The organism is Limnohabitans sp. B9-3 (assembly GCF_002778325.1).
GTDB lineage: Bacteria > Pseudomonadota > Gammaproteobacteria > Burkholderiales > Burkholderiaceae_C > Limnohabitans > Limnohabitans kasalickyi.
Genome location: NZ_NESI01000002.1, coordinates 30,657 through 48,768, shown reverse-complemented (window position 1 = coordinate 48,768; position 18,112 = coordinate 30,657). Strand labels below are relative to the sequence as shown.

The window sequence follows — 18,112 nt, the reverse complement described above, 5'->3', positions numbered from 1 at the left end:
ATAATGCGCCAAATAGGGTGTCGTTTTTGGGGAGAAAAGACAACCACGCAGCATAAAATGCCTCAAATACCCGCATAAGAAGCACAAAATGAATTTAGACAGCACGGATCTGCGCATCTTGACGGAATTGCAACAAGACAGCTCGCTCACCAACATCGAGTTGGCGCGCAGGGTGCATTTGTCTCCCTCCCCTTGTTTGACACGCGTCAAAGCGCTCGAGGCGAGTGGCGTGATTGGGCGTTATGTGGCCTTGGTCGACCCCAAGAAACTGGGGTTGAATTTGTCGGTGTTCATTTCGATCAGCTTGAAAGAGCAGTCCAAATCTGCCTTGGCCGAGTTTGAGCAGCGCATCGCCGAACACGACGAGGTGATGGAGTGTTACCTGATGACGGGCGACAGCGATTACCTGATTCGCGTCGCCATAGCCGATATCACCGCCTTGGAAAAATTCATCCTGGAGCAGCTCACCCCGATCCCGGGCATTGAAAAAATCCGTTCCAGCTTTGCGTTGAAACAAGTGCGTTACAAAACGGCTTTGCCGCTGCCCAACTGAGCGTGGCCCACTAACTCAGCAGATGCCCCGTTTTCACAAAAATCGTGCAACCCTCTTTGCTAAAAGGCTGGTGCAAACTCAAATGGGGGCTTCGAATCCAAGATCCGGCAGGGTAGCGACCGTGCTCGTCTTCAAAAACACCGTCGACCACAAAGATTTCTTCACCACCGAAATGCCTGTGTGGATTGAAAAATGTTTGCGGAGCCCATCGAACTAACGTCGAGCCACTGCCCTGCTGCATCAACGGCATGACCTTTAGACCGGGCACCATGCCTTGGTGCCAAGTGGCCGTTGTCGTGTCAACGACTTCTCGCACCTCTTGGTCGGGCCCCAGATGACGCAACTTCACAAACAGGGTGCAGCCCAGCTCACTGAACGGCGCATGAGACGAGCCGGGTGGATTCATCAGGTAAGTGCCAGCGGGATAGTCACCCGTCTCGTCACTGAATACCCCGTCTAAAACCAAGATCTCTTCGCCAAAATCATGTTGATGCGCTTGAAATTTGGATCCTGGCTGATAGCGAACGATGGATGTGGCTTTTGCCACCTCGCCCCCTAGGCGCTCAAGCATTCGTCTGTCCACCCCAGACTGGGGACTCGGAATCCAAGGCAAATCATGGTGATGGATCACCACCCTTTGACTGTAATCAGCATGGATATTCATGGGTATGAAATGCTCAATTTAAAAGATAACAAAAACCCATGTTAGTCAACTTTATGCATGGCTCTGCAAGGGGCGTTGCCGTTTCAAAGTGAGTTCGCCGGCGCACAGACCAAAGGATGTTCATTCACTAGCCTGCAGGTGTGTGATTTTCGTCACATGTCGGCATCAAGTCGATCAACTTTCTAAGGGGTTCACCATGAGTATCAACAAAGACCAAGTCAAAGGACGTGCCGACCAAGCTGTGGGCAAAGTGAAAGAGGTCGTTGGGGCAGCCGTCGGCAACAAAGAGCTTGAGCTCAAGGGCGCGATCCAGAAAAACGTTGGCGTTGTTCAAGCGAAAGTCGGCGACATCAAGTCGAGCATCAGCAAGGCCTAAAACCTTCTTGCGTGAAAGCTAAACACCCAACGCTTATCCAGCTGTCGTCAAAACGGCGACAGCCAACTTATTGGAACAATCATGATCACTAAATTTGCAAGCACTTTGTTTTTGTCGGGCGCACTGTTGGGCGCGCTATTGAGCCCGATGCAAGCCACCGCCAAAGACACCACAACCGACACCCCTGGTCAGTACGTGGACGATGCAACCATCACAGCCAAGGTCAAAGCAGCCTTTGCGGAGGACAAGCTGGTCAAGGGGCGTGACATCAGTGTCAGAACAGATCACGGCGTTGTGGACTTAACGGGGTCTGTCAACAGCCAGGGAGAATCCAACAGAGCCACGGACTTGGCAAGCAAGGTGAAAGCGGTCCGTGCAGTTCACAACAATTTGACTGTGTCGCCACGTTAGACGGAAATCTTGCAATCAATTCGTCCGCTGCCGAACCCATTAGCCCTACGTAATTCAAGCTTTCGAGCCATGGGCTAAAGTGTGTTCGTATAAATTTTTTATTAATAATATTAATATGGGTCTGTATACCAAACATTTAATACTACTAATAAAATTTCACTGAAAACCATTTAATTATGAACAAGATTCAAAACACGCTCATAGGCCTTCGCTTGGGGGTATCTTTCCTCGTCGTCGTCGTTTTTCTAATCTTGGTAACAGTGATTGGTATTTTCGAAATCCGCTCGATCAACCATGATTTAAATTTGATCGTCAAAGATCGAATGGTTAAGGTCCAACTCGCGAACACCGTCGAAAATGAGATGAACCGTCAGGCACGCGCCATACGCACGGCGATTATCTCGTTAGACCCAAAGATTGTTGACGACGAGTTAGCCAAGGTAACCGAGTCCAAAAGATTAACAGCTCAAGCCATTGATGCGTTAACTGCAAGTGTTAGTACGGCAGAAGGAAAAGCTGCACTCGCAAAATTAGAAACGCTGAGAAACACCTACCGCGAAAAACAAGACCAGCTGGTCAACCTGATCAAAAGCAAAGATGCCGCCACCAGCGGCGCTTACCTGATCAGCGAGATATTGCCCGTACAAGCTCAGTACATCCATGCCATCGAGGATTTCATTGCCATTCAAAATGAATCCATCACCCAATTTGCCGCTCAAGCTATTTCTGACGGAAATCTGGGTGAGGTGTGGATGCTCATCATCTCCACGGCAGCCATTTTATTTACGGTATTGATATCTTGGGTCATCACTGGATCCATCACAAGGCCACTGAAAAACATTCAAGACGTCATCACCAACGTGGGTAAAAATTTCGATTTCAACCTCAGGGTCAACAACGTTTCAAAAGACGAACTTGGGCAAACAGCAGCGGTATTCAACGAAATGCTGGCGCGCCAGCAAGCCGCCATCACCGAGGTTAATCAAGTCGCTGGTGCTATTGCACAAGGTGATTTTTCACGTCAGGTCAAGACGGCGATGAGCGGCGATCTTCAAACCATGAAGATCGCAGTCAATCAATGTGCCACCAGTGTTTTTGTGACCATGAATGCTTTAACTGAAGTGATGCAAGCCCTGCAAAAGGGTGATTTCAGTCAACGCATGTCCAGCGACGTCAAAGGCGACATCAGATTGACGGTGGATGTCACCATGCAATCGATGGAGACGCTCATCAACGAGCTGGGCCAAGTCATGTCCAATTTGGCAACGGGTGATTTGAGAGGTCGTGTTGTGGTTGCAGCCGCAGGTGACTTGGATCGTCTCAAGAACAACACCAACGTGTCACTTGAGGCTTTGGGTGGCGTGATGAAAGCGCTCAATCACAACGCACAGCAAGTTGCTGCTGCTGCCAGCCAATCCAGCATTGCCCTGAATCAGGTGAGTGATGGCGCGATCAACCAAACGCACGCCATTTCGCAAATCGTGATTGCTGTCAAAGAAGCATCACAAGCGATTGAAGATGTTTCGAGGAATACTGAGTCTGCGTCGATTGAGTCCAAATTCTCAATGGAGGTTGTCCTTCACTCGCGAGACAAAATGACTGAAATGGTCGACGTCGTTCACAGCATTTCAGACAACTCAAAGAAGATCAACAAGATCACCGGCATCATCGAAGACATTGCCAATAAAACCAATTTGCTGTCGCTCAATGCGGCCATTGAAGCGGCCAGAGCGGGTGAGCATGGCAAGGGCTTCAGTGTCGTGGCGGATGAGGTTGGCAAATTGGCCACCATCAGTGCGCAAAACGCCAAAGAGATCAAACAGCTGATTGAAAAGGCGGTTGTCGATACGGAAAAAGCTGTCAAAACGGTCCAAGAAGTCGCCGCTGAAATGTCAAAAATTGATGGCGCCTCCAGCGCTTCCAATGGTTTTCTGATGAGAATCTCATCGGCGATCGAGCAGCAAAACAGCGCTGTACAAGAAATAGCCGCCAACTTAGAGAACCTCGACGCCATTGCTCGATCCAATGCCAGCGCGAGTGAGGAAATCACGGCCTCGGTCATGGAGCTCTCAAAGATCGCTGACTCAACGCGCCAAAGTCTGTCAAATTTTAAAAACTAACAGCGAATCGGTTAGATCCCGATGAAAACCAGCGCCACAGAGCAGCCTTTCCGCAAGGCAGATGCCAATGCCCCTTTCGCACTGGTCATTGGCAGCGGTTTTGGCGGCTTGGCGGCTGCTGTTCGCTTATGCGCCAAAGGTTGGCGCGTGCAGGTGCTCGAGAAGTTAGATGAGCCAGGCGGCCGTGCCCGCGTCCACCATGTCGACGGTCACATCTTTGATGCTGGCCCGACGATCGTCACCGTGCCACACTTGTTGGAAGAGTTGTGGCGCCTAGGTGGGCGCAAACTTGCGGATGATGTCGAATTGCGTTTGCTCGACCCTTATTACCGAATCCGCTTCGACGATGGTGACCACTTCAATTACAGCGGAGACCCTGAGCGCATGCGCGCTGAAGTCCTGCGCATCGACCCTACGGCGGGTCCCGGATATGCCGCCTTCTTGGCGGAAGCAGACCTGTGTTTAGAACTGTGCTTTGACACCCTCAGCTGCCAATCGTTTGAGAGCATTGGCGAACTGTTGAAAGCTGTGCCGTCTATTGTGCGCATGAGAGGCTGGCGAAGCCTGCATGCGATGGTCGCCACGCATATCCAACACCCTAAGCTGCGCCAAGCCTTGAGCCTTCAGTCGCTTTTGATTGGTGGCAATCCATTTTCTGTGACCTGCGTCTACTCACTGATCAATGCGCTGGAAAGGCGTTTTGGTGTGCACTGGGCCATGGGCGGCACAGGGGCTTTGGTGAAAGGCTTGGTGGATGTGATGGAGGGCATGGGTGGCAGTCTGCGCACAGGCGCTGAAGTTCGCCGCATCGATGTCGCAGAGGGACGCGCTTATGGCGTCACTCTGGCCACCGGCGAAACCATTGCTGCTGATATCGTGGTTTGCAATGCCGACGCGGCTTGGACCTATAAAAACCTGATCGACTCGAAACACCGCAAAGTGTGGACCAACGCCAAGGTCGAGAAGGGCAAATATTCCATGAGTCTGTTTGTTTGGTACTTTGGCACCAACAAACGTTTTGACGACGTGCCCCATCACATGATGCTGCTGGGCCCGCGTTATGAAGCGTTGTTGGAAGACATCTTCAAAAACTACCATCTGGCCGACGATTTCAGCCTTTACTTGCATCGCCCAACAGCCACCGATTCAGCCATGGCGCCTCAAGGTTGCGATAGCTTTTATGTGCTGGCACCCGTCCCCAACTTGAAAAGCGGCACAGACTGGGCTAGCCAAGCAGAGCCTTACCGTGCTGCCATTGCGCAAGCGTTGGAAGCGACGGTTCTGCCCAATTTAAGCGAGCATCTGACGGTCTCGTTCATGACCACACCGCAAGACTTTCAAGACACCCTGCTCTCTTACCAAGGCGCCGCCTTTGGGCTTGAACCTATTCTTTTGCAAAGCGCTTGGTTCAGACCGCACAACCGAAGCGAAGACATTCAAAACCTGTTCATGGTGGGTGCCTGCACCCACCCAGGTGCAGGCATACCCGGTGTGCTGATGTCGGCAAAAGCCCTAGAGACCGTGCTGCCTGATCCAGCGACTTTCAAACCTTCTTCATGATGTCCAGCAGCCGTCTTTTGATCGAACAAACACTTGCTGTGGCGCAACGGCTATTGCTGGAGCAATGGCGGCAAAAGCGGGGGCTGATCTTTTGGGCTGTTTTCCCATCGACGATGATGCTGCTCTTCGGTTTGGTCTACGCCCACAACGACAGCATGCGTGCAGGCCTGGATGCAGCGGCAGCTGGCATTTTGGTGGGTGCCGCGCTTTTCTTCAGCTGCTTGGGCGGCACCGTTGCGGTGATTGCTGCAGAACGTGAACGCGGCACCCTGCCTCGCTTGCTGACCACACCCCTGCACCCCGCCGCGTATTTTTTGGGGGTTGTCATTGCACAGTTGTTGTTGGCTTTGATGCAAGTGGTCATGCTGTACAGCATTGCTCTGGCCATTGGCGTCAAGTACCACGGCAGCCTTTTCTTAGGCGGATTGATTTTGCTGCTCTCCGTGTTTGCCTACGTGGGTATGGGATTTTTCTTGGGCGCACGCTTTGCCAGACGCAGCGAAGAAGTGGTGGTGGCGTTATCGGCGATTGGTGTGCCTTTGCTGGTGTTGGGTGGCACCTTTTTCCCGCTCGAAATCATGCCCCAAGGCATGCAAGCCGTGGCACACATCAACCCCATGCTGCACATGAACCAAGCCTTCAAAGGTGTGGCGGCGTATGGCATGGGCTGGGCTGAACTGCGCTTTGAAGTGACTTTTCTGTTTGTGTTTTGCGGGCTGTCACTGGCTTTGGGCATCCAGTCGTATCGGCACCTACTGGGCGTGGAGAAATCCAAATGACAGCAGCCCTCCACATCGATGATGTTCACAAGTGGTTTGGCGATCGCCAAGTCCTAGACGGGTTTAGCTTGCGGGTAGAGCAAGGTGAGGTGGTGGGTCTACTCGGCCCCAATGGGTGTGGCAAGTCGACGGTTCTGAACATCGTTTGCAAGCTACTCGCCCCTGACACTGGGCAGGTGCGCCTGATGGGTGAGCCACTGAACGAACTGGGTTATCGCGCACGCGGACTGGTCGGCGTGTGTACGCAGCACAGTGCCCTGTACCCCGATTTGTTGCCCGCTGAAAACCTGCACTTTTTTGCCCGCCTTTATGGCCTGACTGAGATGGAGCGCAAACAAAGGGTGGCAGAGCTGATGCACAGGTTCGAGCTGGAAAAATTCGCAAGCACCCGAGTGGGTCAACTCTCAGGGGGGTGGCAACAACGGCTTCACCTCGCCGTGGCCTTGATACACCGACCCAAGTTACTGGTGCTGGACGAGCCCACAGCGGCTGTAGATTTAGAAGCACGCATGGACCTGTGGCGTCTGATCGAAGGCTTGCGCGACAGTGGCACCACCATCTTGTTAACCAGCCATCACCTTGCCGAGGCCGAGCGTCTGTGCAGACGGGTTGCGATGATGCGCAGCGGCAAAGTCGTGGCAGAGGGCAGCGTGCCTGAACTGTTGGCCCGCATCCCTGGCCAAGCGGTAGCCAAGGTGCAAGCTGAAGACAACGAAGCCATCATGCAACGAGCCTTAGATCTGGGATGGACAGTTCGCCAACACGCGGGGCAGATGCGTCTTTTACTCCCGCAAAACTTGGGCTTGCGAGAAATTCTTGACGCACTAGACGGCACACAAGTGAGCGGCGTGAGTGTTCAACCCGTCACCCTAGAAGATGCCTATCTTGAGCTTGTTGGTGACAGTCCGTTGCTAGGCTAGCGCCAAACTGAAAAAATACAACAACACCATGAGAGACAAAATTCCACTTTTCCCCCTGTCACATGGCTTGTTTCCGGATGGCATGCTGTCGCTGCAAATCTTCGAAGTTCGCTATCTGGACTTGATCAAACGTTGCCACCAACAAGGACTTCCTTTTGGTGTGGTTTGGCTGAAAAAAGGCAGCGAGGTCCAGGTGCCAGGCGAGGTGCCTTTGTTGCACGGCTTCGGCTGCGTGGCACACATCCGCCATTTTCAGCAAGTTCAACCCAACTTGTTTCTCGTCACCTGCCAAGGTGGCGCTCGCTTTGAGTTGCATGACACACAAGCGGGTCCGTTCGGTGTCTGGCAAGGTGACTTCTCGTACCTACCTAACGACCCTGATATTGAACTGCCCACATCCCTTCAGCCGCACGCTGATCGACTCGGCAAAGTCATCGCCCGCGCTCAGCAGCAAGGACAAAGCCAACAGCTACCCATCTTTCAACCCTATCTTCTAGACCAATGTGGCTGGGTAGCCAACCGGTACGCAGAAGCCATGGACATCGATGTTGAAAAGAAACTTGAACTGTTACGCGAACTTGATCCCTTAAAAAGATTGCAAGACGTCGATGCGCTCTTGGCGTAACAATGTTGAAACGACACCACTGAAACAGGAGATTTCGATGCTGATTAAACGCATGATTGACATGACTGAAAAATGTTTTCTGGTCACGATCGCCCTTTTTACAGTCGGCGCCATGGTTCAAGAAGTCATGGTGCTGATCGAGCAACGTAGCGTTGCGCTGAAGGACTTACTGCTGATGTTCATCTATGCAGAAGTTTTGGGCATGCTTGGCGCTTTCTACAGCAGCCATCGAATTCCAATCACCATACCTTTGATCATTGCCATGACGGCATTGAGTCGTCTCATCATCCTTCAAGGCAAAGACGGAGACCCTTCCATCCTTCTGTATGAAAGTGGCTCTATTTTGCTGATTGCGGTGGCTTGTTGGGTGATCAGCCATTTGCAAGACCGAGATTGACTGGGGTTCTTTCGGTGTGACTTCACAGGCGCAAAGGGGCACCGTATCCGGTCAGCTCTAAATACCCATGGCCCAGCAAGCGCTCACCTTGCATCAGGCTGACTGCCCCCTCCCAGTAAAAGCCGCCCGTGCTGGCGCGGGCGTCCACCTCTTGCGCCAGCATCAGCGGCACAAGACTGAAACGTTGGCCACCTACCACTAAGTCCATGGGGATGGGGTATTCAATCAATGACTTGGAGCGCCAGCTTCCCCGCGGTTGCCACCTCAGCCCATGCCACCCTTTGGCGGGCAGCCCATCGCGATCGCGTGCATCCACATGCGCGTGAAGCGGCTCTGATTTGTTGTTGCGGATTTGAAAAGCCATCAGCGTGCCGCCATCCAGCAAATTGATGCCCAACCAGTCCCAACCCACGGCCCCTGGCATCAACAATTGGCTGGACCATTCGTGGTCCAGCCACGCTTGACCCTCCAGCACTTGCGTCTGTTGGCCCAACTGCACACGGGCATTCAAGCGCAAAGGCGCGCGGCTGTAGTAGTAGCTCGCTTGGTCAGCTTGGGGGCCTTTTTGCGACAAACCGTCTTGGCCGCGCAAGATGACGGGTCGTTGGGTACTGGCTTGAAAGGACATGGAGAACCCCTCCCCTGCAAATCGCCCCTCATAGACTTCTGCGGCCGCGCGTTGCACACGCCGTAAGTGCCAATCTTCGAACTGCACATTCGTGTCTGCCGTTTCAGCACGCAAGGATGTACCGCTGAGACGCCCGGCACGGTTGGCGTGCAAGAACACATCTTGTTTGGCAACCGCCAATGCCGCATGCGCAAACAGCAACTGTTGCGGGGCAAGGCGACTGGGGTTGTCCATCGCATGCTGGGTTCGACTGCGAAAAAAGGTCAGCTGAAATCCGATGGCCGAGGGCCCTTGCCCCAACCACCCGGTCAAATACCACCACTCGGTGCGGTACTCGGGATGCGCGCCGTAGTCCCTTGGAAAAACCAAGCGCCTTGGCTTAGCGGGTGGATAAAACGCACCCTCGGTGGCCGCTAAGGCTGGAGCCCAAGGTGAAAGCCCTGCCAGCAAAAATGCGGCAGTTTGAATCGCGTGTCTGCGAGGTGTCATACGGTTTACCAATCTGCGCGCAGGCTTTCGGCCAAACGTTGATGGTCAAGTCCCTGACGTGCGGCCCACCGCGCCGTCAACACGCCAATCGCCAGCAACAAACCACTGATGAGCGCCCATTGCCCCACAGCGAAGTGGGTGTTCATGGTCCAGTGAAAAGACTCCGGATTGACTTTGTGAATCAAGATCTGGCTGATCAAGCCCCCTAATAAACTGGCCCATGCGACGGCCACCAACAGCAAGAAGCCCACCTCCAACGACACCAAGCGCCAACGGTCTGACGCCGACATGCCCAAATGCGCCAACACGCCAAACTCACGGCGACGCAAAATCAGCTGCCCCGTGACGCCAGCGGCCACCGAAAACAAGGCCACAAACAAGGCAGCCGCTTCGAGTGCGTAAGTCATCGCGAAACTGCGGTCAAAGATTTTGAGTGAAAGCTGCCGCACATCGCTGGCACTGATCCATTTCAAGTGGTCCAGTTCAGGCACTTGGGCTTGAATCTGTGCCATGACCTTGGCAGGGTCTGCATCGTTGACCAACCACACGGAAACGCCAGAGCGAGATCGGTCACCGGTTAACCGCTCATAGTCGGGGGTAGACATCACCACCGTGCCGTGCTGGCGACCGTAGTCTCTGAACAGTCCTCCCACCCACACCTTTTGTTGACCTTGACCGGCCAAGGGCAACGAGGCCTCTTGGCCGGCACGCCACCCATACACATCCGCCATGGCCTCAGAGCCAAACACCACCACCCTGCTTTGACCATCTTGTAGTGGCAACTTTGCCAACCCTACCAAAGCCACAGACTGGATAGGGTCCTGCAGATTCAAAGGCTTGGCCAATAAAACCACCTCAGGGCGGTCATACCCCAAGCGCAAGTTTCTTTGTCGGCTGGTTTCCACCCGCTGAACGTGAGGCACAGCGGCAATTCGTGCTTGCACCTTGGCATCAAAGCCAGGCTGATCCGCCATGGCTTGGCTGCTGGTGTAGAGGTCGGCGGGCAGCACCATGCTCAACCAATCTGAAACCGAGGTGCGAAAGCTGCTGACCATCACCATCATGGCCACGGTCAGTGAAAACGCGGCCACCGTGCCTGTGATCAACGGCGTGGCCGCTGACGGCGCCTGCGCCAAGCGCCAAGCAGCCAATCGAAAAATAGCAGGCACATGCGAACGCGCCAATGCGCGCGACAGTCCACCCCAAAGCTGGGCCAACACCCAGGGCATAGCCAGCAATCCCGCACAAAGCAAAGCGGCAATCGAGGCGTAAGCGGCCCACGGCAATTCGTCCAAACTGGGCAGCAACAGCAAAGCAAAAGATAGGCTCACTGCCACGAAGCTCCATTTCCGCGTGGGCGGTGTGAACACCAGCGTTTCAGCTTGGCCCGCACGCAACACCGACATAGGTTGGCGCCAATTGATTTGCAACAAAGGGAGCCACGCTGAAGCCAGCCCCATCAGCGTGGAAGCCAGCGCCAAAACAGCCATGACCGACCAGTCAATCACCAAAGGCGGCTGGCTGCTGGCAAAGTAATTGCCGCCTAAGTCGCCACCAAACCAGTGCATCAAAACCGATGCAAGCAACAGGCCCATGCCCACACCCAACAACCCGCCCATGGCGCCAATCAAACCACCCTGCGCCCAAACGAACCGGCGCAGCCAAGCCTCGCTCGCGCCCAACACCCCCAGCAAGGCCAGTTCCGAGCGCTGACGAACGATCGACAAGTTGACCGCGGTCGACACCAAAAAACCACCCGTCAACAAAGCCACCATGGCCAACACGGAAAGGTTGACGCGGTAAGCCCGCGAGAGCAAGGACATGCGGCGGTCGCGGTCTTGCGTGGCCACCATCTGAAGCGTTTCGGACTGTGCTTGCAAGGCGACTCTCAGGCCTTGCGGGGTTTGCCCGTCTTCCAAGCGCAGGTCTAAGCGCGACACCACACCCAGCCGATTGAACGCCCATTGCGCACTGCCAATGTCCATCACGCCAATGACTTGAGAGGCTGCACCAGGCACCTCACCCGCCACCAACAAAGAAACTGACTCGGGGCCATGCTGCAAAACCAGGGTGTCACCCACACGCACCTTCAAGGCTTGGAAAGCCGCCGCGGATAAAAACAAGGCCTTGGCATTGAACAAATCTGCGCCCCCATCCGCCACGCTGGGCATCAAAGAAGCTGACACAGAAGCAGCCTTGAAAAAATCAAGGCCAAGCACCGTCAAGCGGTCGGTCCTCACCACCAACACAGGGCTGACCGTGCGTATGCCTAAAGCAGCGCGGCGGCTGTCCCAGACATCAATTTGACGGTCATCGATGTCGCCCAAGGGCGCGACCAACTGGGCGGAAGCTTGCCCATTCACCGTGTCTAAGGCCTGACCAAACGAAGCCAATGCCGAGTGGTTGACGGTGTGAATGGCAACGGCCAGCATCACCCCGATGGCCACCATGGTGAGCGCGACCAACCATCTCACCCAGGCCTGGACCGAGGCGCCTTTGAGCAACCAAACAAACAGCAGCTGTTGGCCCTTCAAGTTCAAGAAACCAAACCCTGAGGTGTCAAGTGCAAAGTTCTACCCATGGCTTGCGCGGCGTCGTCGGAATGGGTGACGACGACCAGACTGGTCTGCCTCGCTGTACACAACTCAATCAGCAAGCCCAGGGTGTTGGCTGCCGTTGTGGTGTCCAGATTTCCCGTGGGCTCGTCCGCAAACACCACTTTGGGGTGATGCACCAAGGCACGCGCCAGGGCCACACGTTGTTGTTCGCCACCCGACAGGCTGGTCGGCTTGGCATCCAAGCGTTTTTGCATGCCCAGGTCGCACAGCAGTGACCGGGCAGCCGCAGCACTGGTTGGACCAGATTGCCCACCCAACAAGCAAGGCACCATGACGTTTTGTAACGCTGACAAGTGCGGCAGTAAATGAAATGCTTGAAACACAAAACCCATCTCGGACTGACGGCAAGCACGCCGCCGCTCGGCCGTCCAAGCCGAGGTGGGCTGGTCTGACCAACACACTTCGCCACGGCTGGGCACTTCCAGACCAGCCATGATGTTGAGCAAAGTGGACTTGCCACAGCCCGACGTGCCCTGAATCGCCACATGTTCGCCCTGTGCCAACTCAAAGTCGAGGCCTTGAAAGAGCCACTCATCGGACGCGTAGGCGTGCCCCACAGAAATTAAACTTAAAACGGCCATCAACTAAAGACGTTTTGCATGGTTCATGGCAGTGCGCAAGCTGAACGATCAGGTGACGATCAAGCGTGCGTTTTGAAACTCGCCGATGTGGCCCACGACTGCGGCATCATCAAACCCGTGACGCTTAAAAACAGCCATAACCTCGGGCACTGTCTCAGCCGTACAACTGACCAACAATCCACCACTTGTTTGCGGGTCTGACAACAGGGCTTGGCACTCAGCAGGTAACCCGCTGTCAAGGCTGATGTCGCTGCCATAACCATCCCAGTTGCGGCCAGAAGCCCCCGTGACATAGCCATCTTTCAACAAAGCGGACACGTTGGGCAACAAGGGCACATCGGCCCATTTGATATGGGCAGTAAGGTTGGCGCCTCGAGCGACTTCAAGGGCATGGCCCGCCAAACCAAAACCCGTCACGTCAGTCAAGGCGTGCACGCCGTTTAATTCAGCCAACTCGGGGCCCGGGGTGTTGAGCTTGGTGGTGTTCGAGATCATGGATTCGTAACCTGCCGCATCAAGCACGTCCTTTTTGAGTGCCGCCGATAAAACGCCAACGCCAATCGGCTTGCCCAGCACCAACACATCGCCAACTTTTGCGCCGTCGTTTCGTTTCACACGTTCGGGATGAACCAAACCCAGCACGACCAGTCCGTAGATAGGCTCAACGGAATCAATCGTATGCCCGCCAGCAATGGGGATGCCTGCCGTATTGCAAACCGATGCACCTCCGGCAAGAATTTTGCCGATGGTCTCTGTTGACAACACGTTGATGGGCATACCCACCAAAGCCAACGCCAAAATGGGTTTACCGCCCATGGCGTAGACGTCGCTGATGGCATTGGTCGCCGCAATCCGCCCAAATTCATAAGGGTCGTCCACGATGGGCATGAAGAAATCTGTCGTTGCAATCAACGCTTGCTGGTCGTTGAGTTTGTAAACAGCCGCATCATCTGCTGTGGCGATTCCCACCATCAACTCTTTGGGAATCGGCATCTGCAATGTGCCTTTGAGAATTTCAGACAAAACCGCTGGTGCAATTTTGCAACCACAGCCGCCGCCGTGGGAAAGAGAGGTCAGACGGGGTTCAGAAGGATTCATGGCGTTTGATGGATTCGAAAAAGAGCGGATGGGTAACTTGGAGCAGCAAAAGTTCAAGACAAATGGGCTATTTGTCAGCGAGAAACTGCAACACCGCTGAATGAAAACGGTCAGGGGCCTCAAGATGTGGGACGTGGCCTACGTTATCCAGCTCAACCAACATCGAGCCAGGAATGCGCTTTTGTGCATCCTTGCCGAGTTGAGGGAAATAGCCCATGCCCTTGACCACCTCGGGGGGAGCAAAACGCCTGCCAAAAACCGTACGGTCAAGCTGTCCGATCGTCAGCAGCACAGGCAGCTTTAAATTGGGCAACTCGTTGTAGGTCGCGCCTTCATAAATCATTTGATACGTCAAAGCGGAGACCAAGGCATAACGCGGATATTCAGAACTGCGCTGCACACGCGAGAATTGCTCGACAAAACGCTCAAACTCTGGGCGGTAGTTGTCTTTGAAATAGCTCTTGATGAAGCTGCGATAGCTGTCCGTCGTTTGTGCCATTTCCTGCTTTTGAAGACTTTGAGTCGACTGCTTCGGAATTGCAGGCACATACTCCTCTAAGCCCAGTGGGTTCTCCAAAACCAATGCACTCACACGTTGCGGGTGTCTGCGTGCAAAATGAACGCCCAACATTCCGCCCATGCTGTTAGCGACAACGGCTACGCGACTCACGCCCAGTTGGTCAAGCAAGCGCACGTTGTTGTCTGCTAAATCTGCAAAGGTGTAACGAATCTCGGGTTTTGAAGATTTGCCAAAGCCAATTTGATCTGGGGCAATCACCCGATAGCCCTGCGCAGACAGCGTTCGAATGGTGTTTTCCCAATAGTCGGCGCCAAAGTTTTTGCCATGAAACAAAACCACAGTGCGTCCATTGGATTTGACACTTGGCTGGACATTCATATAGGCCATTCTGACCAAATGCCCTTGCTGTTCAAACTGAAGGTACTGCACTGGATAAGGGTAAGTCCACCCTTCCATCCCGACCCCTAGCGGCTCGGCTTGTGCATACGTTGGCGCAGCCAAAGACGTCGTCAGTTGCGTCGGTTGACTTGCGCAACCTGCCATCACAAGCAGCGTTAGCCCGACAATTGATTTCAATTTAAATGTATTCATTGCATTTCCAAATAGGAGTCCGTTTGAAGGATGAGGTTGTAGGGCGATCAGACAATGTGCAAGCCACCATCCACCACCAACGTCGTCCCCGTGATGAAAGATCCCTCCGAAGAAGCCAGCCACAAAATAGGCCAAGCAATTTCTTCAGGCGAAGCCCAGCGACCCAGCAACGACGTGTCTTTGCGCTCTGTTTTGAGTTGATCCACCCCTTTGCCTATTTTTTGGGCGCGAGCCACATGAAACTCGGTCAAGGTGGAGCCGGGGCACACCGCATTCACTCTGACACCATGAACGGCTTCTTCAAAAGCGAGCGATCGGGTCAATGAGACCTGGGCCGCTTTGGTCGCATCGTAAAGCGCCATACCTTTACGCCCCTTGACGGCATAGCAGGATGACACATTGACGATGCTTCCCTGCCCGCTGTTGCGTAAATGCGGCAAGGCGGCATGGCAGTAGTGCGTGATGCCCACCAAGTTAACACCAACGATGGCATGCCATTCGGCAGCAGTGGCGTCCGCAGCGGGCGAATAGTTACGCATGGCCGCGTTGTTCACCAGAATGTCTAAGCAGCCCCAAGCGTTGACGCACAAATCCACAGCCTTTGAAGCCAGCGCTGCGTCAGTCACATCCGCCTCAAGGCAAAGCACCCGAGCTTGCGGCACGGTCTGCTCAATGCTCTGACGTGTGGACGCTAGCCCCTGGGTGTTGGTGTCGACCAGAAAAACGGCGGCACCTTGCTGACAGAACACATGCGCCGTCGCCGCACCAATGCCTGAACCCGCACCGGTAATGAGCGCGACTTTGCCCTGGAGACGCAGAGAACTCATGCCATTCACTCCGCCTTGGTTCCGGTGTCTTTGATGACTTTGCCCCAGCGCTTGATTTCAGAGCCGATCCAGTCGCGGAACTGATTGGGCGTGGAAGCCACAATTTCAAACTCCATCTCCAACAAACGCTTGGTGATCTCTGGGGATCGCAAGATCTTCACGATCTCACGGTTGTAGCGATCGATGATGGGCGCGGGTGTACCGCCAGAGGTAAGAAAGCCAATCCATGAAGTCGCCTCAAACTCGGGATAGCCTGACTCGCTGAGAGTGGGCACTTGGGGCATGCTGGCAAAGCGTTTCAGGCCCGAGGTAGCCAACAACTTGAGTCGCCCCTCGCTGGCGAACTGCTGCACGTTGCCCGGCACAAAAAACCCCGCCTGAATGTTGCCCCCGATCAAGTCGGTGATTGCGGGCCCTGCCCCTCGGTAAGGAATATGGGTGATGTGAAAGTCCCCCGCCGACTTGAACATTTCCATCGTCAGATGAGACGCGCTACCCAATGCAACAGATCCATAGGAATACTTCGTCGGATTGGCTTTGGTTTTTTCTACAAAGTCCTTCACGCTGGTGATACCGGAGGCTGGATTGACCACCAAGTATTGCGGGGCCTTGACCATCAGGGTGATGGGTGCCAAGTCTTTGATGGGGTCATAGGGCATCTTGTCAAACAAGCCCACGTTGATGGCCAAAGGACCGTTGTAGCCAATCAGCAAGGTGTGGCCGTCTTGGGCTGCCTTGGCAACCATGTCAGCACCAATGTTGCCGCCTGCGCCAGGTTTGTTTTCCACCACAAAGGGCTGCCCGAAAACTTCTTGCAGTTTGGGGGCGATCAGCCGCGCCAACACATCGTTGGTGCTGCCCGTGATGGGCACGATGATGCGCACGGGCTTGGTTGGCGCCCATTCTTGCGCCCAAGCCGATGTGCCAGCGCCCAGACACACGGTGGTGGCCAGCACCAAAGCACCCAATTGTCGACGGTTGAAGTTTTTCATCTTGTCTCCTGTTGAGCTTTGGAGGTCGGTCAGATCGAAAAAACCGGTTCGTCCAGTCCATTGGCCAGGTGTGCTTTGGCCCAAACCATGGGGTCATCGCCTTTGGGCAACAACACGCCGGCAGGGCGAACATGTTGCTCAGCGGCATCCAATGCCGGGGGCTCAATGCCTTGCTCCAGCGCCACCGCTGCGTCGTGCAGCATGCGCCGAGCCATGACAATCGCCCGGTCGGTGGGCAGCAGTTTTTCGGCAGCGTGGTCCTGAATGGCGCCCATGCTTTCCTGCAAGGAGTAGTCTTGTGCCGAAAACCCGAACACACCGCTATAAGCGCGCTTCTCCTGTTGGGCCTTGCGGTCCATCAAGTAGTCGTTGTCGCGGTTGGCTTTGGGCACAAAACTGCCAGGGGCGTCGTATTCCACATGGATGCCTTTGCCGGCGGCCATGGCTTCATTTTCTTCGGCGCTCAGCGGCTGCTTGGGTTGCCAATTCATGCTCCAGGCCCAGCACTCGTGGTCGTTGACCGGCACCCAGGCATGGCCACCCAAGGCATGGTGGCCAAACGGCGGAATCATGGTGAACCAAGGGAACAACCACTGGGTGATGCGCCAGTAAAAACTGTCGGGCTCGCCCATGCGACGGCCGTACAAGCTCATGCCAAACGAGGTCTTTTCGATTTCAAACACCACATTGCCATCGGCCTTGATGTAGTCGAGCGCCTTGACGCCCTGGTGCATCGGGTCCGTGTCCACTTCATAGCGGTGCACATACGACACGTGCGCGGTGTCGATGCCACCCTCCATGGCCTGCAGGTAACTGGAGTACTGCAGACGCCTGGACACGAACACATGGCTGTCGGGCAAGGTGCACCACTCGAGTTCGGGCGGCTCGGGCATTTTGTCGGGTGGGCCCATGTAGGTCCAAACAATGCCGCCGCGCTCCACGCAGGGGTAGCCCTTGATGTGCATGTGCGCGCAGGCTTTGGGGTTGGAGGGCACGTCCACACACTGGCCATTACCGTCAAATTTGACGCCGTGGTAAGCGCAGCGGATGCCGTTTTCTTCGTTACGGCCAAAATAAAGCGACACACCTCGGTGAGAACAAAACTCGCCGATCATGCAGGCTTGGCCATCGGTGTTGCGAAACGCCAGCAGCTTTTCACCCAACAACTCGATGCGCACTTGCGGGCCATCGGGCTGTGGAATTTCGCTGCTCGTCAAAGCCGGCACCCAATAGCGACGCATCAAATTACCCATGCGCGTGCCGGGCCCAACGCGTGTCAGGGTTTCAGACATCTCTTTGTTCATGAAAAAAGTCTCCAGTTTAGTAAGGGTTTATAAGGTGTGGCAACACATGCCAACTGCTG

The 18,112-nt window shown here is 54.7% G+C and carries 18 protein-coding genes; 9 read left to right on the top strand and 9 right to left on the bottom strand.

Translation table 11 applies throughout. From position 1 onward, the window contains the following. Positions 1 to 88 precede the first annotated feature (88 nt). Positions 89 to 553 (top strand): Lrp/AsnC family transcriptional regulator, encoded by a 465-nt coding sequence (locus B9Z42_RS03095; protein ID WP_100131891.1) that lies wholly within the window; start codon positions 89 to 91, stop codon positions 551 to 553. A 10-nt stretch (positions 554 to 563) separates the two neighbouring features. On the opposite strand, the gene B9Z42_RS03090 is transcribed toward B9Z42_RS03095, so the two are convergent. Next, complete coding sequence (locus tag B9Z42_RS03090) at positions 564 to 1,217, bottom strand: cupin domain-containing protein (protein ID WP_100131890.1); 654 nt, start codon at positions 1,215 to 1,217, stop codon at positions 564 to 566. A 196-nt stretch (positions 1,218 to 1,413) separates the two neighbouring features. On the opposite strand from B9Z42_RS03090, the gene B9Z42_RS03085 reads away from it, so the two are divergent. The 8 genes from B9Z42_RS03085 to B9Z42_RS03050 all read left to right on the top strand — a co-directional run bounded on the left by B9Z42_RS03085 (position 1,414) and on the right by B9Z42_RS03050 (position 8,405). Then, a complete protein-coding gene (locus B9Z42_RS03085) occupies positions 1,414 to 1,593 on the top strand; it encodes a CsbD family protein (protein ID WP_369806828.1) in 180 nt (59 codons plus the stop codon). Positions 1,594 to 1,674: 81 nt separating this feature from the next. Beyond that, the gene (locus B9Z42_RS03080; RefSeq protein ID WP_100131889.1) at positions 1,675 to 2,004 is read left to right on the top strand and encodes a BON domain-containing protein; all 330 of its coding nucleotides are present in this window, start codon (positions 1,675 to 1,677) and stop codon (positions 2,002 to 2,004) included. A gap of 176 nt (positions 2,005 to 2,180) precedes the next feature. Further along, the gene (locus B9Z42_RS03075; protein WP_100131888.1) at positions 2,181 to 4,124 is read left to right on the top strand and encodes a methyl-accepting chemotaxis protein; all 1,944 of its coding nucleotides are present in this window, start codon (positions 2,181 to 2,183) and stop codon (positions 4,122 to 4,124) included. Positions 4,125 to 4,145: 21 nt separating this feature from the next. Continuing rightward, positions 4,146 to 5,684: a phytoene desaturase family protein gene (gene crtI / locus B9Z42_RS03070; RefSeq protein ID WP_100131887.1), complete on the top strand. Its 1,539-nt coding sequence runs from the start codon at positions 4,146 to 4,148 to the stop codon at positions 5,682 to 5,684. Further along, positions 5,684 to 6,463, top strand: a complete 780-nt coding sequence (locus tag B9Z42_RS03065; protein WP_158235893.1) for an ABC transporter permease — start codon at positions 5,684 to 5,686, stop codon at positions 6,461 to 6,463. The genes crtI and B9Z42_RS03065 overlap by 1 nt, the downstream gene beginning before the upstream one ends. Continuing rightward, positions 6,460 to 7,383 (top strand): ABC transporter ATP-binding protein, encoded by a 924-nt coding sequence (locus B9Z42_RS03060; protein WP_100131885.1) that lies wholly within the window; start codon positions 6,460 to 6,462, stop codon positions 7,381 to 7,383. The genes B9Z42_RS03065 and B9Z42_RS03060 overlap by 4 nt, the downstream gene beginning before the upstream one ends. A 28-nt stretch (positions 7,384 to 7,411) precedes the next feature. Continuing rightward, complete coding sequence (locus B9Z42_RS03055) at positions 7,412 to 8,008, top strand: LON peptidase substrate-binding domain-containing protein (RefSeq protein ID WP_100131884.1); 597 nt, start codon at positions 7,412 to 7,414, stop codon at positions 8,006 to 8,008. A 37-nt stretch (positions 8,009 to 8,045) separates the two neighbouring features. Continuing rightward, on the top strand, positions 8,046 to 8,405 hold the full coding sequence (locus B9Z42_RS03050; RefSeq protein ID WP_100132264.1) for a phosphate-starvation-inducible protein PsiE: 360 nt from the start codon (positions 8,046 to 8,048) through the stop codon (positions 8,403 to 8,405). Positions 8,406 to 8,427: 22 nt separating this feature from the next. Here B9Z42_RS03050 and B9Z42_RS03045 read toward each other — a convergent pair whose 3' ends face one another. The 8 genes from B9Z42_RS03045 to B9Z42_RS03010 form a co-directional block, all read right to left on the bottom strand. Continuing rightward, a complete protein-coding gene (locus B9Z42_RS03045) occupies positions 8,428 to 9,522 on the bottom strand; it encodes a lipocalin-like domain-containing protein (RefSeq protein ID WP_100131883.1) in 1,095 nt (364 codons plus the stop codon). A 5-nt stretch (positions 9,523 to 9,527) separates the two neighbouring features. After that, on the bottom strand, positions 9,528 to 12,062 hold the full coding sequence (locus tag B9Z42_RS03040) for an FtsX-like permease family protein (RefSeq protein ID WP_100131882.1): 2,535 nt from the start codon (positions 12,060 to 12,062) through the stop codon (positions 9,528 to 9,530). Then, on the bottom strand, positions 12,059 to 12,697 hold the full coding sequence (locus B9Z42_RS03035; RefSeq protein WP_233203508.1) for an ABC transporter ATP-binding protein: 639 nt from the start codon (positions 12,695 to 12,697) through the stop codon (positions 12,059 to 12,061). The genes B9Z42_RS03040 and B9Z42_RS03035 overlap by 4 nt, the downstream gene beginning before the upstream one ends. Before the next feature lie 72 nt (positions 12,698 to 12,769). Then, a complete protein-coding gene (selD, locus tag B9Z42_RS03030) occupies positions 12,770 to 13,819 on the bottom strand; it encodes a selenide, water dikinase SelD (protein ID WP_100131880.1) in 1,050 nt (349 codons plus the stop codon). Between the two features lie 67 nt (positions 13,820 to 13,886). Next, positions 13,887 to 15,065 carry an alpha/beta fold hydrolase gene (locus B9Z42_RS03025; protein WP_143474025.1) on the bottom strand — a complete coding sequence of 393 codons (1,179 nt, stop codon included), beginning with the start codon at positions 15,063 to 15,065 and terminating at the stop codon, positions 13,887 to 13,889. Further along, positions 14,978 to 15,757 (bottom strand): SDR family NAD(P)-dependent oxidoreductase, encoded by a 780-nt coding sequence (locus B9Z42_RS03020; protein WP_100131878.1) that lies wholly within the window; start codon positions 15,755 to 15,757, stop codon positions 14,978 to 14,980. The genes B9Z42_RS03025 and B9Z42_RS03020 overlap by 88 nt, the downstream gene beginning before the upstream one ends. A 5-nt stretch (positions 15,758 to 15,762) precedes the next feature. After that, entirely contained in the window at positions 15,763 to 16,749 is a 987-nt protein-coding gene (locus B9Z42_RS03015) for a tripartite tricarboxylate transporter substrate binding protein (protein WP_100131877.1), read from the bottom strand. Between the two features lie 29 nt (positions 16,750 to 16,778). After that, positions 16,779 to 18,053 carry a Rieske 2Fe-2S domain-containing protein gene (locus B9Z42_RS03010; protein ID WP_100131876.1) on the bottom strand — a complete coding sequence of 425 codons (1,275 nt, stop codon included), beginning with the start codon at positions 18,051 to 18,053 and terminating at the stop codon, positions 16,779 to 16,781. Positions 18,054 to 18,112: the final 59 nt, after the last annotated feature.